The organism is Mycobacterium sp. 141, assembly GCF_000382405.1.
In the GTDB taxonomy this organism is placed as follows: Bacteria; Actinomycetota; Actinomycetes; order Mycobacteriales; family Mycobacteriaceae; genus Mycobacterium.
The window spans coordinates 31,909-46,898 of the sequence record NZ_KB908264.1; the positions used below are offsets into that span (position 1 = coordinate 31,909).

Genomic DNA, 14,990 nt, shown 5'->3' on the forward strand with positions numbered 1-14,990 from the left:
GGTACGGGGGTGACCGACATCGCCGAGCCCGAAGCTGCGACGCCCGACGCACAGCCAGTTGCCACGGACAAACCCGTCTGGTGGCAACGTCATTACACGTTCTTCGGGACGGCGGTCGGCCTGGCGTTCCTGTGGTTGTCGATGACGCCGTCGCTGCTACCGCGCGGTCCCCTGTTCCAGGGTCTGGTGAGCGGCGCCGCCGGCGCAATCGGCTACGGCCTCGGCGTTTTCGGCGTGTGGCTCGTGCGGTTCATGCGATCGGCGGACACCAGTCCGCGCGCACCGCGCTGGGCATGGGTGAGCCTCGTGGTAGTCGGCATCGTCGGCCAGATCCTGATGATCGTCTATTTCCATGTGTGGCAGGACGAGGTTCGGGACTTCATGGGCGTGCCGCGGCTGACGTTCTGGGACCACCCGCTGACCGCGGTTTTGTCGGTGGTGCTGCTGTTCATGTTCGTGGAGATCGGGCAGCTGATCGGCAGGCTCGTGCGGTTTCTCGTGCGCCAGCTCAATCGCTTTGCGCCCCCGCGTGTTTCGGCAGTGGCGGTGGTTGTGCTGTTGTTGGCGTTCAACATCGCACTGCTCAACGGTGTGGTGGTCCGGTTCACGATGGAGAAGATCAACAGCACGTTCTCGGCGATCAACAACGAGGACGACCCTGATTTTGCGGCTCCGACATCGAAACTGCGGTCGGGCGGCCCGGGATCGCTGGCGAAGTGGGAGACGCTGGGCCACCAGGGCCGGGTGTTCGTCTCCGGCGGGCCGAGTGTCGAGAAGCTGAGCGAGTTCAACGGAAAGCCTGCGATGGAACCGATCCGGGCGTACGCCGGGCTGCATTCCGCCGAGGGCATCCGGGCCACTGCGGCACTGGCCGCCCAGGAGCTGCTGCGCACCGGCGGGCTCGACCGCAAAGTGGTGGCGGTGGCGACCACCACCGGCACCGGCTGGATCAACGACGCTGAAGCCGCGGCGCTGGAGTACATGTACAACGGCGACAGCGCAATCGTGTCGATGCAGTACTCGTTCCTGCCCAGCTGGATCTCGTTCCTGGTGGACAAGGAGAATGCGCGTCAGGCCGGGCAGGCGCTGTTCGAGGCGGTCGACGAGCTCGTCAAGCAGCGACCGGAGGGCAAGCGCCCCAAGCTCGTGGTGTTCGGCGAGAGCCTGGGTTCGTTCGGTGGCGAGGCACCGTTCCTGAGCCTGAACAATCTGATCGCCCGCACCGACGGCGCGCTGTTCTCGGGCCCGACATTCAACAACACCATCTGGACGGATCTGACCCGAAACCGCGATGCCGGCTCCCCGGAGTGGCTGCCGATCTACGAGAAAGGCGAGTACGTCCGATTCTCCGCACGGCCGGAGAACCTGGACCGGCCTGCCGACCCGTGGCACACTCCCCGCACGGTCTACCTGCAGCACGCGTCGGATCCGATCGCGTGGTGGAACCCGGATCTGCTGTTCTCCGAGCCGGATTGGCTCAAAGAGCCTCGTGGTTACGACGTCTCGGGGCGCATGCAGTGGATCCCGGTGGTGACCTTCCTGCAGGTGTCCGCGGACATGGCCGTCGCGGTCAACGTGCCCGACGGACACGGCCACGTGTACATCAAGGATGTCGCCAATGCCTGGGCCAAGATCCTGCAGCCGCCCGATTGGACGCCGGACAAGACCGAGAAGTTGCGTCCGCTGTTGAGCAGCAACGAAAACTCCTAGACCAGCTGGGCCACCTTCAGAGCCTGGTAGCCGTCGGCGGCGCGGTCAGTGGTGAGCAGTAGATCGGGCAGGCGCAGCCGGGTCGGTGCTGACACGGCAGGAACAGGGGCGGGAGCAAGGGTGGAAACCATGCGAGAAAACTCCAGAACAGACGTTACGGACAGGTTGGGCAAGGGCGTGCTAGCGAGCCCGACAACACCCCTGCGAACCGGTCCGTTCCGCCACGGCGGCCAGTGTTGCATAGATTGGCGCCATGCGCAGTAACGCCTGGGCCCTGCTGTGGACGACTGGAGCAGTCGCCGTAACCGGCCTCATGATGTTGACGGGATGTTCGTCGACGGGTGATCAGGGTCATCCCCCGGCCTCGTCCGCCGCAACGCCGACCACTGCCACCCGGTCGGCCACCCCCACCGCCGTGCCGGGTCAAGTGGCGACCTCGCCGGGCGGGGTCACCACCGCCGTAGAGGCCGACGCCCAGTCCACCGAAGAGGAGTATTTCCAGGCCTGCCATGCCGCCAAGGTCTGGATGGACGAGAAGGGCGGCGACCCTAAGGCCCAGATCGAGCCGTATCTTGCCGCTCTGCAGACTCCTGGCGCTACACCCGGCCCCGGCACCTACAACAAGGCCTGGGCAGAGCTGGAACCCGGCCGTCAGGCTGCGGTCATCGTCGCGGTGCGCGCGGCAGCCGACCAGCTCTGCGGCTAGTTCGAATCAGGCTGCGCCGAACCACCCGTGGGCAAGGCACTGAAGAACCTGCCGGCGAGTCGATGAACACCAGCGGGCGCAGCCGGGGTGCTGTTGAGTTCACCCGCACCTTCTCGACGATCGATCGGCCGAACCGGCTGGCCGATCTGATGTTGACGATCGTCTGCCCGCGCTAGAGAGTGACCACCTCATAGGCGCCGTCGGCGTACCGGGCCCGGATGGTCTTCTTGTCGTACTTGCCGACACTGGTGCGCGGCACCTGCTCGACGAACGTCCAGCGCTCCGGCAACCACCAGCCAACCACCTTGCCACCCAGGAACTCTCGCAGTTCTTCGGGGCTGGCCGCGGCGCCCTCGTGCAGCACCACCACGGCCAACGGACGTTCCTGCCATCGGTCGTCGGGCACCCCGACCACGGCGGCCTCCAGCACGGCGGGATGGGCGATCAGCAGACTCTCCAACTCCACCGAGGAGATCCACTCACCGCCGGATTTGATGACATCCTTGGCCCGGTCGGTGAGCGTGACGTAGCCGTCTTCATCGATGCAGCCGACATCGCCGGTGCGCAGCCAGCCGGTGTCGAACTTCTCCGCGTCCCGCCCCTGGTAGTAACTTCCGGTAATCCATGGTCCGCGTACTTCGAGCTCCCCCACGGCTTTACCGTCGCTCGGCATTGGGTTGCCGGCATCGTCGACGATGCGGACCTCGACACCGCACATGGCCCGGCCGGCGGTCGCCCGCATCGCCCAGTGCCGCTGGTCGGACACTCCGGGCAGTGGTTTGGCGACTGTCGCCAGCGGTGAGGTCTCGGTCATGCCCCACGCCTGCTGGATGTAGACGCCGTGGCGCTCTTGGAAAGTGCGCATCAGCGAGACAGGTACCGCCGAACCGCCACAGGCAACCAGGCGTAGCGACGAAATATCGTGTCCGGGCGTCTTTTCCAGGCAGTGCATCACATCGTTCCAGATGGTCGGGACTGCGCCGGCCAGGGTGGGCCGCAGCGATTCGATCAGCCCGATCAACGAGACGCCGTCAAGGAAGCGGTCCGGCATCACCAGATCCGCTCCGGCCATCAGGGCCGCATACGGCAAACCCCAGGCATTGGCATGGAACATCGGCACGATCGGCAGCACCACATCACCGGCACTGACATCGAGCGCATTGGCGGTGCAGGTGGATAACGCATGCAGATAACTCGACCGGTGGCTGTACACGACGCCCTTGGGGTTGCCGGTGGTGCCACTCGTGTAACACATTGCCGCCGCGGAGTTTTCGTCGACGTCGGGCCAATCGAACTCGACCGGCTGCGAAGCGAGCAGCTCCTCGTAGCGCACCACCGCCACCCCGGCCAGCGGGCTCACATCACCGTTCCCACATACGATCACGGTGTGCACCGTCTTTAGCAGTGGCAACACGGGTGCCAGCTGTGGCACCAGCGACGCGTCGGCCATGATCACTCGGTCCTGCGCTTCGTTGGCGATGTAGGCGATCTGTTCCGGGGACAACCGGATGTTGAGGGTGTGCAGCACCGCCCCCATCGCCGGCAGCGCGAGATAGGCAGCCAGGTGTTCGGTGTTGTTCCACATGAACGTGCCGACCCGCTCATCCCCCGTGATGCCCAGGCTGCGCAGGGCGTGCGCCAGCCGGGCGGCCTGTTCGCCGAGTTCCCGGTAGGTGCTGGTTCGGTAACCGCCCTGGCCGGTGGCTGTGGTGACAGTTCGGTCGGCATTGGCGCTACAGGCGTGCCGCAAGATCGCCGTGATGGTCAACGGCCGGTTCTGCATGGTGCTGTCCACGGGCGCGATGCTATCGGGGTGGTCTCCGGGAACGAACCGGGTTCCCGAAACGATGTACGGAGAGGAAGATGTGAAGTAACTGAGACGAGAGGTGCGGCAATGCGAGTGACGTGGGCCCTTGGTGCGGTGGCATCGGCTGTGATCGGGCTGGTGTGCGCATCCGCCGGGCTCGCCTCAGCCGACGAGACGGCGCAGCAAGTGATCAGCCGACTGCAGTCGCAGGGCTACACCGTCAACATCGACCGCGTCGGAACGGCGCCGATCGACCAGTGTGTCGTCACCAGCGTCCGCAACCCGCAGCAGGTCACCCAATGGGTGCCCTACACCGGCCCAGGCCGCGGCAACAGCAACGGCAACAACCGCATGCTGGTGCAGGTCGTCACCAGCCAGACGGTGTCGGTCTCCCTGAACTGCCAACGCTGAGCGGGCCGGCTCGGCTCACCAGCCCCACGGCTGCCGGCGCGGGTAGTTGTCCCTACCGAATCCGTCCCCGATGAATCACGACGGGATTCGATCGAAGGTATCGGGATTGGGGCCAGTTCTTCCGGATTCTCCGCGGTCGAGGGCCGAGATCGCATCCATGTCGGATTCGGTCAGCTCGAAGTCGAACAGCTCGAAGTTGGATCTGACCCGTTCCGGCGACACTGATTTCGGAAATACGATGTCGCCGCGCTGGATATGCCAGCGCAGCACGACTTGTGCCGGGCACCGGCCCACGGTATCGGAGATCCTCATGACAACCGGATCGTCGAGCACCTGGCCTTTGGCGATCGGCGACCACGCCTCGGTCGTGATGCCGTGGGCTCGCCCGTACGCGCGAACCTCTTCGTTGGTGAAGTACGGATGAACCTCGACCTGGTTGACGGACGGCACGGTGTCGGATTCTCTCGCGAGCCGCTCCAGGTGTGCCGGCTGGAAGTTCGATACCCCGATGCTGCGTGCGCGGCCGTCCTTGGCGAATTCCTCCAGTACGTGCCAGGTCGAGACGAAGTCGCCGTCATACAGCATCGGCAGCGGCCAATGGATCAGGAACAGGTCGACGTAGTCAGACCCGAGCGCACTCAGCGTGTTGTCGAACGCCCGTCGGGCATCGTCAGGCCGGTGGAAACCGTTGTTGAGCTTGCTGGTGACGAACACCTCGCGACGGTCCAGGCCTGCGTCGCGGATCCCCTGACCGACTTCTCGCTCATTGCCGTACATCTCGGCGGTATCGATGTGGCGGTAACCGACGTCTAGCGCAACCTTGACCGCCGCCGCCGTTCTGTCGGGCTCGATCTTGAACACCCCGAATCCCAACTGCGGGATGCGGGTGCCGTCGTTCAGTTCGATTGCATTCATGGGTGGGAAGTCCTCCTCGTGACCATGACGTCCAGCGTGCCCTGTCGAGCTTCCCTCGCGAGCAGACGTGAAGGTCCCCCGACACCGGCGTGTCGAGGGACCTTCACGTCTGCTCGCGGGAACGAAGTCGCGGAGTTTTAGACGGCGACAGGCTCGCGGGTGGCCAGCTCGCGCAGCGCCATCGGCGCCGAGGTCAGCTGTGAGTACAGCGCGGGCAGCTCGGCTGCCACGTCGAACGCGTTGACGTGACCGGCGTAGTCGGCGATGAAGACCTGGCTACCGTCGGCGCGTACAGCGACCGCGGCGGGCTGGGCGCCGACCTCGACGCTGCCGATGATCTGGCTGGTCAGCGTGCACAGCACCCAGACGCGGTCGTAGTCGACGACGTAGGCGCGCGTGGAATCCGGGCTGAGCACGAGCTGCGTGGGCGCCCCGCCGACAGCGATCGCCCCGAGAACGGTGCCCGCCGCAGTGTCGACGACGTGCACCTGACCGCGGGACTGCAGATCCGACGTCAGTGCGTAGGCGATTCCGTCGGCACCCAGCGCGATGTCGCGGACCGGGGCGCCGATCCACACGGTGGACTCGACCTGTGCAGTTTCGGTGTTGATCACGACGAGGCGGCTGCCGCGCGGACCCGAGGTGGCGGCGTAGAGCCGCTTACCGGCGGCATCGACCCGAAGTGCGTCGAGGTTGATGCCCACGCCCGCGGCGATGTCGATGGTGCCGACCCGCTCGGCGGTCACGTCGATGACGGCGACGTCGATGCGGTCATGGCCGCTGCGTCCGGCGAACACCCGCTTGCCGTCCGGGCTGACCGTCAATGCGGTCACGCTCAGCGCAAGCGGGTACTCGGCGAGCACCGCACCGGAGATGGCGTCGACGACGGCGATCGCGTCGTGGCTAGCGGTGGCGACGCTGACATAGGCACGGTCGTCAGCAGCGACGACTGCGAACGGTTCACCGCCGAGCCGTACCGAGCCCACGACCTGCAGAGTGTCGGGGTTGATCACGGTGAGGCAGTCCGTGCCGTGGTTGGTCACCACGATGGTGTCGCGGTCAGCGTCCACGGCGATGTCGCCGATGGGGCCACGCCGGACTTCCACCAGACCGGCGACATCGAGGTCGTCGAGGACGCCGTCGAATACGACGCTGCCGGCGGCATCATCGGCGACAGGGGCGTCACGATGAACCAGATTGCTGATCGCGCGCAGGAAGTTCTTTGCCATGGTCATCGGCACCTCCGCCGGCATGACTTTCACCGGCACTAGATTCAGGGGTCTCTCTGCGCCAGGACGGCGCGGGTTGGGTCAAGTCTAGCGACGAAAATGCACGCGCTTCATCAAGAAGTCGACGCCTCGGCCAACTGCCGAGCCGATCTCTCAGTCTGCGCTTAGAAAATTCTTCGTTACATCGTCGTTATGTTTTGGTAGCAATACATTGCACGCCAGTTACCTGCCAAGATGCTGCCAATGGCTACCACCTGCCTGACATCGCGGAATACGGGGGGCGAAATGACTTCTTGCCATTCCCCGGAAAAATGAGCGATAAATCACACCCCGACACGCCAGCAAACTTTTCAAATCTGCAGGCGACGGCGGGTGGCCGCGCCGGTCCACGCCATGTTACGGCTGGGGAAGCTGACGCCGGATGGGGCAGATGTTCGCTGATCGTGATCCACCTCACATAGTCCGCCACCAACCGCCCGCCCCCGATCCCACGTGTGCGAGCATCACCGCATGGACCCGCAGGACGACCCCGAGGCCCGCATCCGGGACCTGGAACGCCCACTCGCCGACGCCGCCTCCGCGTCGGAGTTGGGAACGGGTCAGAGTGCCCAGCCGTGGACTTCGGCTCAGCAGTTTCCGCCGCCTTACGGCAACCAATACCCCGGCCAGTACCCAGGCTATCCATCACCGCAGCGAGGCTCAGCCAGTTCGGTACGTGTTCTGGTGCTGTCAGCGGTGCTGGCGTCGCTTCTCGTGGCCGGTGGCGTCGCGGCCTACCTGATGTTCGGCGGCGAGAAGAACACCGGGGCGAGCGGCACGACGACGAGCGGCCCCGCCAAGACGACTCTGCACACCACCCAGACCGCCGGCCCCACGCCGCCCACCGCCTCGTCGAGCCCGGTGACACCCGGCCAGCCGGTCGCCGTGACGGGGATCAACCAGAACCGCACCATCGCGTGCAACGACAGCTCCGTGACGGTGCAAGGCATCCAGAACACCGTGACGATCACCGGGCACTGCACCACCATCACGGTGTCGGGTATCCAAAACACGATCACCGTCGACGCCGTCGACACCATCGGCGTCTCCGGGATGGAGAATCGGCTCACCTTCCACTCGGGTGAACCACAGATCGCCAACTCCGGTCAGGGCAACGTCGTCGAACAGGGCTGACGCTCACAGCACCTTCGATAGAAACTCCTGCAGCCGTGGATGTTTGGGGCTGTCGAAGACCTCGGCGGGCGTGTCGTCTTCCACGATGTTCCCGTCAGCCATGAAGATCACCCGCGACGCGACCTCCCGCGCGAAGCCCATCTCGTGAGTGACCACCACCATCGTCATGCCCTCGGCGGCCAGTGCGCGCAGCACTTCGAGTACGTCGCCGACCATTTCGGGGTCCAGCGCGCTGGTGGCCTCGTCGAACAACATGATCGACGGGTTCATCGCGAGTGCTCTCGCAATGGCGACGCGTTGTTTCTGCCCGCCGGACAGCGTGGCCGGCTTGACGTTTGCCTTCTCCGCCAGCCCCACCTGCCTCAGCAGATCCAGGGCCCGCTTCTCGGCGGTGGCCTTGTTCATCTTCTTGGTCAAAAGCGGTGCCAGCGTGACGTTCTGGATCACCGTCATGTGCGGGAACAAGTTGAAGTGCTGAAACACCATGCCGATGTGCTGACGCACCTTGTCGAGGTCGACCTTGGGATCGGTCAGGTCGTAGTCGTCGACCGTGACCTTGCCGTCGGTGATGTCCTCGAGCTTGTTGAGGCACCGCAGAAAGGTCGACTTCCCCGAGCCGGACGGGCCGATGACACAGACCACCTCACCTTGACTGATGGTGGTGTTGATGCCGTCGAGGACCACCAGGTCGCCGTAGGCCTTCTTGAGTCCCTCGACGCGGATCTTGACGGCGCCTTCAGGTTCGGCCGATGCCGATTCCGGGACGAGCTGGGTCATTTGACAAGCCTCTTCTCGAGTCGGTCCGAGAGCTTTGTGAGCGCCATGATCACGATGAAGTAGATGATGCCGATGATCAGCCACATGTTGAACGACTGGAAGTTGCGAGCGATGATCAGCCGGCCGGTTTGGGTGAGCTCGGCGATACCGATCACCGACAGGATCGAGGTGTCCTTCAACGTGATGACGAACTGGTTGATATAGGACGGGATCATCGTCCGGATCGCTTGCGGCAGAACCACCTTCCGCATGGTCGGCAGGTAGCCGATGCCCAGGCTGCGGGCCGCCTCCATCTGACCTCTGTCCACCGACTGGATGCCGCCGCGCACGATCTCGGTCATGTACGCACCAGCATTGAGCGACAGCGTGATGATGCCCGCCGTCATCGCCGTCATCTGGAAGCCCAGTGCGGCCGGGATACCGAAGTAGATGAAGAACGCCTGAACCAGAAGCGGTGTGCCACGGAAGATGTCGACGAATGTGGTGCCGATGGCACGCAGCCATATCGACCGCGATACCCGCAACAACCCGAAGATGATACCGAGCACCAGCGCGATGGCGATCGAGATGACCGTCAGGATGATGGTCATCTTCAAGCCGGCCATCAGGATCGGGAAGGTGCTCTTGAGCAGGCCGAGGAACGAGTTGTCGTTCTCGGTCGTACCCTTGCCGAGGTAGGTCTCGAGGATCTGGTCGTAACGGCCCGACGACTTGAGGTTCTTCAGGCCCGCATTGAATTTCGCGAGCAGCTCGGCGTTCTGGCCCTTGTTGACCGCGAACCCGTAGCTCGATCCGCTCTCCTTGGGCGTCACGGTTTTGAACCCGTTGCCCTGCTGAATCCCGTAGTTCAGCACCGGGTAGTCCTCGAAGACAGCCACCGAATTGCCTGTGCGCACTTCGTCGAACATCGACGACGAGTCGGCGAACGACACGATGTCGAACCCGTACTTGTCCTTGATGGAGGCCGCGAATTGAGCACCCTCGGTGCCGTTCTTCACCGCGACGCGCTTGCCGCGCAGGTCCGCGTAGGACTTGATGTCGTCGTTGGTCTTCAGCACGGCCATCTGCACACCCGATTCGAAGTACGGATCGGAGAAGTCGAAGACCTTCTTGCGTTCGTCGGTGATGGACATTCCGGCGATCACCCCGGCGGCCTGGTTGGCCTGTACCGCCTGCAACGCAGCGTCGAAGCCCAGGGGCTTGATGTCGACGGTGAAGCCTTGATCCTTGGCGATCTCCCGGATCAGGTCCATGTCGATGCCCACCAATTTGCCCTGCGCGTCCTGGAATTCGAACGGCGCGAAGGTGGTGTCGGTGGCGATGACGTAGTGTTCCCCGGCCGCCCAGGCGGGTGCAGTGAAACTCAGTGCAATGCCGATCAGCCCGACGAACACGGCCACCACGACGGCCGTGAGTCGGTGCAAGGGCCGTGGTGCCCGCGTGGCGGTGCGGCCCGGCGAGGGGGTGACTCGCATATTGCCTCCGATCAAGATAGACGGACCTCACGCTATCGTCGTGACTCGGGTTCACGGGCGATCTCCGGCCAACTGGTGGGTTACGGTTGGCTACCGCGGGTCAGTGCCCTTCGCGTAGTCGCTGCAGCCATGCGTGCAGTACGAGACCCGAATGCTGTTCGCAATACCAGAAACGCAGTGGGGACCACGATGATCGAACCAACCGACCCTTCCACCGCCAGGCCGAGCCGGCTTCGGGTGGTGGCCTCGACCCCGGTCAGTGAGGAACTGATCGAGCGGATCGTCCGGCACGAACCCCGTATCGACTTCATCCGGGACCAGAAGCTGTTGCCTCCCCAGCGGTTCGCTGGTGACCACGCCGGCGATCCCGCCTTCCACCGCACCGCAGACCAACAACGCGCATTCGACGAACTTGTCGACTCCGCACAGGCGCTTTACGGCGTGCCCGACGAGACGCCGCCGGCACTCAAACGCACCGCCGAACACAATCCCGGACTGCTGTGGGTGCACACCATGGCTGCCGGCGGTGGTGCCCAGATAAAGGCTGCTCGACTGACCGAAGCCGATCTGAACCGGATTCGGTTCACCACCTCGGCCGGCGTTCATGCCGAGCCGATGGCCGAGTACGCGTTGTTCGGCTTGTTGGCCGGGGCCAAGACGCTGCCGAAACTGGTGGCCCAGCAGGCCGAGCGACAATGGTCCAGCCGCTGGGAAATGGGGTTGCTCAGCCAGCAGCGGGTGCTACTCGTCGGGCTTGGCGCGATTGGTCGTGCCGTCGCGGCCAAGCTCTCTGCATTGGGAGCCAACGTGATTGGCACCAGCCGCTCCGGAACGCCGGTCGACGGCGTCGACGAGATCGTCCATCCAGACGATCTCGTGGAGGCGGCGACCGGCGTCGACGCTATCGTCGTGAGCCTGCCTGGCACCGCCGCGACCGACAAGCTCGTGGGCGAGGATGTGCTGCGGGCTGCCAAACCCGGGTTCACTCTGGTCAGTCTCGGGCGGGGCACCGTGATCGACGAGGTGGCGTTGATCGCGGCACTGCGTGACGGCCAGGTAGGTTTCGCCGCGCTGGATGTGTTCGCGGTCGAACCACTCCCTGTCGGCAGCCCGTTGTGGGCCAACCCGAACGTCCTCATCAGCCCGCACACCGCGGCGCTGAATTCAGCAGAGGACCGCTTGATCGCCGATCTGTTCGCCGACAACGCCGGCAGGCTCCTCGACGGCAGGCCGATGCGCAATCTGGTTGACACCGTTGAGTTCTACTGAGGCGAAGAGCCTGTGACTCCCCCACGATGTCCGAACGGCAGGCTGGGCAGCCGGCGATACTGTTTTGAGCGTCGGCACCACATTCGGTGTCGACACGGCGGCTGCCGACACCGGAACACTGTTGGAGTTGAATGATCCCGTGTTGACCGGCGGACCCCCGACACCGTAGGGACTGCGTTGATCGACCGGTGCGGTGCCGAACGGCCGGATGTTGGCCACTTCCTGCGCTCCGTCGTCAATCCCGGTCGGGATCGCAACGATGAAGTTGACACCGGTCTCTACGGAGTTCGCGGTCCGGTCGTAGCCCGATTCCACCAGCACGCGCATCGGCGCATCCAGCACCACCAGAACGGGATCCGGCACGGGCCAGATTGCGCTTTTTGATCGACGCGATGCGTGCGCTTTGCAAGTAGCCGAAGACGACGATCTGGGTTCCGGCCGACTGTACGGTGATCGCCTGGTTCAGGTTCGCCGTTCCCTGCGCGACCGACTCGTCGAACGGCATAGTGCCCGACACCGGCATGAACTGCTCGGGGGTGGATACGGCGGTGGGTGTGCACGACTCGGGCCCGCAGTAACCGGTGAGCACGATGTAGTTGTTGGTGGCGTTGTCTGTGCAGCTGTCGATGAACTGCGGGCTGTCCTGTGGCGGACTCAGCGGATGGCCGGTACCGCCCATGATCAACGCGGCGTCCGCGGCCACGTGGTGGCGAGCCCGCGCCGAACGGCGGCCCGTGTGACATGCCCACCCAGCGCGGATGAGCTACCGGAAAACGCCTCGATGTCGCGTCAGCGCCCCGAGTAAGCGCGCGGAAGGCCGGCTGTCCGTCATCGTCCAGATGGCGCTGGGGCCAGGAAGAATATCACCTCGTGTTCGAGCAGCGCATCGTTGATCGCGGCAGTCGTCGATGACACGCGACAGCCTGCTGGACGGATTGTTGCGTACGCCACCATTCGGCTCAACCCGAACGTAGTACCGACACCGAAACACCGGCCAAACCACAATGTGCACCGGTTTTTCGTCTATGCTTCGCGCCGGAAACCAGCCGGGAACAATAAACGGTTTGTCGGCGTTCTGCGTGCACAGGTCTCGATAGGGAGGGTCATCAATGGCAACTGATTACGACGCACCTCGGGGCAAGGATGCTGACGAGTCGACCGAGGAGTCACTTGAGGAGCTCGCCACCCAGCGACGGGTAGCCACCGACACGGCGGTGATCGATGAGGATGAGGTGGTCGATTCCTTTGACCTGCCGGACTCCGATCTCAGCGGCGAAGAACTCACCGTGCGAGTGATCCCGAAGCAGGCCGATGAGTTCACCTGCTCCAGCTGTTTCCTGGTGCAGCACCGCAACCGCCTGGCGCTGCAGCAGGGTAGCCAACAGATCTGCGTCGACTGCGTCTGAGACGAAACCCGATCGCCGCAGGGACCATACTCATCGCGGCGATCGGGTTTCCAGGTCTTAGCCTCGAACGCGGCCGGGCACAGCCACCTGGCTGCCAGGGAGGTAGTCGATGAGATTTCCTGTGGCGTTGGCAGGCTCGATTTCAATCCATGCGCCATCCTGTCGACAGCCCTGGTGACCGTCGAGGGAGAACACCGCGAGGACCACTGACGACACCGTGGTCCTCGACTACAAGGTCCCCGGTGCATGCAATGCCTGTTCGCCCGCCAGCGGCACCAGCGTGCGCTATCAGTGGCGGGGCGATCACGTCACGAGGCTGGATCCACCCCCGCCGGGGTGAGTTGTTGAGCCATCGGCAGCCTCCTGTCAGAACATCACAAGCACCAGGGCTGGCACGAAATGATGATGTCCGGCATCGCAGGGGATATACCCGCGCCCACCAGCCCTACGACACTGCCCGCCAACATTATTGCTGTCGTCAATCCCACCGCGAGTCGCTGCGAAACTTCGATCATTCGTTCACTCCTTGCACCGGGCAAACCCGCTGGTATCGCCGGTGCGTCAAGTACACGGCGCGGTAAGCGCTACCGATCCCAGCAACGTCCTGGGGCCATAGGCACACGGGTAGCGAGTTGCGGATTCCACATCGAGCACAGCCAGCAAAGAACATCGGATATCCATAGCCGACGCTTCACCTTTCCTCAGCTGGCAGCGGCATGGTGGACTCCATGACCGGTTTGACCCACGCCACCGATGTGGCCGCCGATATCGCGCCGGCAGGACGGCATCGCCGACTGGGCGTCGCACTCGCAGCAACCACTGTGCTGATCCTGCTGGCCGCGAGCCAGCTCGGTGCTCCGTGGGTCGACGGGCTCGTCTCCGGCGCCGCTGCTGTGACGGCGATGGTGGTCATGCTGGGGGTCGAGCTGCGGTGGGCGGAGATGGTCACCTCGGCCCAGTCCCGAGGCCTGGTGGCGGTGCCCGCTCGAGCGTGAACTCGACGCAGGATCGGCACTCAGCGATCGCGTCGCCTCGTATTTCCCGACGTGAGCACTGATCGACAGGTGTGCCTGCGGAGCGTCAAAACTTTTGACCCGGCAGGCGAGACTTCGTCTGCAACGTCAAACGTTCTTTGAATAAGGCCCTCTGACCTGCGCGTACTGCCGGCCGGCAAGCGTGAGGTCCGTATCTGCGCACGGTCCCCGGTTAAGGTGATCAGCTATGGCCAACTTGGATCGTCGAAAACTGATGATGTTGTCGGGTCTCGGCGTAGTGGCGGCGGCTATGCCCACCCCACTTGCCCAAGCTTTCCCGACCAAGCCCCTGACGCCGCCTGTTCCGGCGCCGAAAGCGCCGCAAGCCGCAATGAACTACGTGTTCGTGGATGAATTCGACGGGGCTGCCGGCTCGGCGCCGGATGCCTCGAAGTGGACCATCGCGAAGGCCCGCGAGACCATCCAAGACCCGACCTACTGGGAACAGCCCGGCCGTATCGGCCAGTACCGCGACGACCGCAAGAACGTCTTCATCGACGGCAAGTCCAATCTGGTCATCCGAGCCACGAAGGACGGCGACACCTATTACGGCGCCAAGCTGGCCAGCGTGTGGGAAGGCGGTGCCGGCCACACCTGGGAGGCGCGAATCAAGTTCAACTGCCTGACTGCGGGCGCTTGGCCGGCCTTCTGGCTGGGCAGCCTGGGGCAGGGTGAACTCGACATCGTCGAGTGGTACGGCAACGGTAAGTGGCCGTCGGCGACCACCGTGCATGCCAAGTCGAACGGTGGCGAATGGGAGACCCATAACATCGCGGTCGACAACGCCTGGCACACGTGGCGCACCCAATGGGATGGCAACAGCGCGCGGTTTTGGCAGGACTACACCGACGGCGCAAAGCCCTATTTCGAGGTCCCCGCGAGTTCACTGCCGGACTGGCCGTTCAATCAGCCCGGCTACACGATGTTCGTCGTGCTGAACCTCGCAGTCGCGGGATCCGGCGGCGAAGATCCCAGTAGCGGTACCTACCCTGCCGACATGCTCGTGGACTACGTGCGCGTCTGGTAGGTGGGCCGGTAGCCCTGAGCTGACCCCCGGCAAGGTCTCGGTGTCGAATTT

Annotated in this window: 14 protein-coding genes and 2 pseudogenes; 9 read left to right on the forward strand and 7 right to left on the reverse strand. The window is 64.3% G+C overall.

Annotated features, from left to right (window positions below; genetic code table 11):
- Positions 1–9 precede the first annotated feature (9 nt).
- A complete protein-coding gene (locus H276_RS0114255) occupies positions 10–1,710 on the forward strand; it encodes an alpha/beta-hydrolase family protein (protein WP_019971983.1) in 1,701 nt (566 codons plus the stop codon).
- Positions 1,711–1,742: 32 nt separating this feature from the next.
- Here H276_RS0114255 and H276_RS25675 read toward each other — a convergent pair.
- Positions 1,743–1,841 (reverse strand): annotated as a pseudogene (locus H276_RS25675) (cysteine dioxygenase); the annotation flags it as partial.
- A 122-nt stretch (positions 1,842–1,963) separates the two neighbouring features.
- On the opposite strand from H276_RS25675, the gene lpqV reads away from it, so the two are divergent.
- Positions 1,964–2,416 carry a lipoprotein LpqV gene (gene lpqV / locus H276_RS0114265; RefSeq protein WP_019971985.1) on the forward strand — a complete coding sequence of 151 codons (453 nt, stop codon included), beginning with the start codon at positions 1,964–1,966 and terminating at the stop codon, positions 2,414–2,416.
- Positions 2,417–2,588: 172 nt separating this feature from the next.
- Here the strand turns inward: lpqV and H276_RS0114275 are convergent, their stop codons facing one another.
- On the reverse strand, positions 2,589–4,211 hold the full coding sequence (locus H276_RS0114275) for a fatty acid--CoA ligase (protein ID WP_019971987.1): 1,623 nt from the start codon (positions 4,209–4,211) through the stop codon (positions 2,589–2,591).
- Between the two features lie 99 nt (positions 4,212–4,310).
- Between H276_RS0114275 and H276_RS0114280 the strand changes: the two genes are divergently transcribed.
- Positions 4,311–4,634, forward strand: a complete 324-nt coding sequence (locus H276_RS0114280) for a hypothetical protein (RefSeq protein ID WP_026356995.1) — start codon at positions 4,311–4,313, stop codon at positions 4,632–4,634.
- Between the two features lie 75 nt (positions 4,635–4,709).
- Here the strand turns inward: H276_RS0114280 and H276_RS0114285 are convergent, their stop codons facing one another.
- Positions 4,710–5,549, reverse strand: coding sequence for an aldo/keto reductase (locus H276_RS0114285; RefSeq protein WP_019971989.1), 840 nt, complete (start codon positions 5,547–5,549; stop codon positions 4,710–4,712).
- Positions 5,550–5,686: 137 nt separating this feature from the next.
- A complete protein-coding gene (locus tag H276_RS0114290) occupies positions 5,687–6,784 on the reverse strand; it encodes a YncE family protein (RefSeq protein ID WP_155943098.1) in 1,098 nt (365 codons plus the stop codon).
- A gap of 504 nt (positions 6,785–7,288) precedes the next feature.
- Between H276_RS0114290 and H276_RS0114295 the strand changes: the two genes are divergently transcribed.
- Positions 7,289–7,951 carry a DUF3060 domain-containing protein gene (locus H276_RS0114295; protein WP_019971991.1) on the forward strand — a complete coding sequence of 221 codons (663 nt, stop codon included), beginning with the start codon at positions 7,289–7,291 and terminating at the stop codon, positions 7,949–7,951.
- A gap of 3 nt (positions 7,952–7,954) precedes the next feature.
- Here H276_RS0114295 and H276_RS0114300 read toward each other — a convergent pair whose 3' ends face one another.
- Positions 7,955–8,728, reverse strand: coding sequence for an amino acid ABC transporter ATP-binding protein (locus tag H276_RS0114300; RefSeq protein ID WP_019971992.1), 774 nt, complete (start codon positions 8,726–8,728; stop codon positions 7,955–7,957).
- A complete protein-coding gene (locus H276_RS0114305) occupies positions 8,725–10,203 on the reverse strand; it encodes an amino acid ABC transporter substrate-binding protein/permease (RefSeq protein WP_231376679.1) in 1,479 nt (492 codons plus the stop codon). Before H276_RS0114305 ends, H276_RS0114300 begins: the two co-directional genes overlap by 4 nt.
- Positions 10,204–10,392: 189 nt before the next feature.
- On the opposite strand from H276_RS0114305, the gene H276_RS0114310 reads away from it, so the two are divergent.
- Positions 10,393–11,472 (forward strand): D-2-hydroxyacid dehydrogenase, encoded by a 1,080-nt coding sequence (locus H276_RS0114310; RefSeq protein WP_196807918.1) that lies wholly within the window; start codon positions 10,393–10,395, stop codon positions 11,470–11,472.
- A 235-nt stretch (positions 11,473–11,707) separates the two neighbouring features.
- On the opposite strand, the gene H276_RS0114320 is transcribed toward H276_RS0114310, so the two are convergent.
- The gene (locus H276_RS0114320; protein ID WP_026356996.1) at positions 11,708–12,175 is read right to left on the reverse strand and encodes a PE-PPE domain-containing protein; all 468 of its coding nucleotides are present in this window, start codon (positions 12,173–12,175) and stop codon (positions 11,708–11,710) included.
- A 406-nt stretch (positions 12,176–12,581) separates the two neighbouring features.
- Between H276_RS0114320 and H276_RS0114325 the strand changes: the two genes are divergently transcribed.
- The 4 genes and pseudogenes from H276_RS0114325 to H276_RS0114335 all read left to right on the forward strand — a co-directional run bounded on the left by H276_RS0114325 (position 12,582) and on the right by H276_RS0114335 (position 14,939).
- Positions 12,582–12,878, forward strand: a complete 297-nt coding sequence (locus tag H276_RS0114325) for a DUF4193 domain-containing protein (RefSeq protein WP_019971996.1) — start codon at positions 12,582–12,584, stop codon at positions 12,876–12,878.
- A 202-nt stretch (positions 12,879–13,080) separates the two neighbouring features.
- Positions 13,081–13,218, forward strand: a pseudogene (locus tag H276_RS25680) (LppP/LprE family lipoprotein); the annotation flags it as partial.
- 388 nt (positions 13,219–13,606) lie between these two features.
- On the forward strand, positions 13,607–13,873 hold the full coding sequence (locus H276_RS0114330) for a hypothetical protein (RefSeq protein WP_231376680.1): 267 nt from the start codon (positions 13,607–13,609) through the stop codon (positions 13,871–13,873).
- A 226-nt stretch (positions 13,874–14,099) separates the two neighbouring features.
- Positions 14,100–14,939: a family 16 glycosylhydrolase gene (locus H276_RS0114335; protein ID WP_026356997.1), complete on the forward strand. Its 840-nt coding sequence runs from the start codon at positions 14,100–14,102 to the stop codon at positions 14,937–14,939.
- Positions 14,940–14,990: the final 51 nt, after the last annotated feature.

Coding starts and splice junctions, on each gene's coding strand:
- H276_RS0114330 (WP_231376680.1), top strand. CDS start 13,607: ATGACCGGTTTGACCCACGCCACCGATGTGGCCGCCGATATCGCGCCG.
- H276_RS0114335 (WP_026356997.1), top strand. CDS start 14,100: ATGGCCAACTTGGATCGTCGAAAACTGATGATGTTGTCGGGTCTCGGC.
- lpqV (WP_019971985.1), top strand. CDS start 1,964: ATGCGCAGTAACGCCTGGGCCCTGCTGTGGACGACTGGAGCAGTCGCC.
- H276_RS0114300 (WP_019971992.1), bottom strand. CDS start 8,728: ATGACCCAGCTCGTCCCGGAATCGGCATCGGCCGAACCTGAAGGCGCC.
- H276_RS0114310 (WP_196807918.1), top strand. CDS start 10,393: ATGATCGAACCAACCGACCCTTCCACCGCCAGGCCGAGCCGGCTTCGG.
- H276_RS0114285 (WP_019971989.1), bottom strand. CDS start 5,549: ATGAATGCAATCGAACTGAACGACGGCACCCGCATCCCGCAGTTGGGA.
- H276_RS0114325 (WP_019971996.1), top strand. CDS start 12,582: ATGGCAACTGATTACGACGCACCTCGGGGCAAGGATGCTGACGAGTCG.
- H276_RS0114305 (WP_231376679.1), bottom strand. CDS start 10,203: ATGCGAGTCACCCCCTCGCCGGGCCGCACCGCCACGCGGGCACCACGG.
- H276_RS0114290 (WP_155943098.1), bottom strand. CDS start 6,784: ATGACCATGGCAAAGAACTTCCTGCGCGCGATCAGCAATCTGGTTCAT.
- H276_RS0114280 (WP_026356995.1), top strand. CDS start 4,311: ATGCGAGTGACGTGGGCCCTTGGTGCGGTGGCATCGGCTGTGATCGGG.
- H276_RS0114295 (WP_019971991.1), top strand. CDS start 7,289: ATGGACCCGCAGGACGACCCCGAGGCCCGCATCCGGGACCTGGAACGC.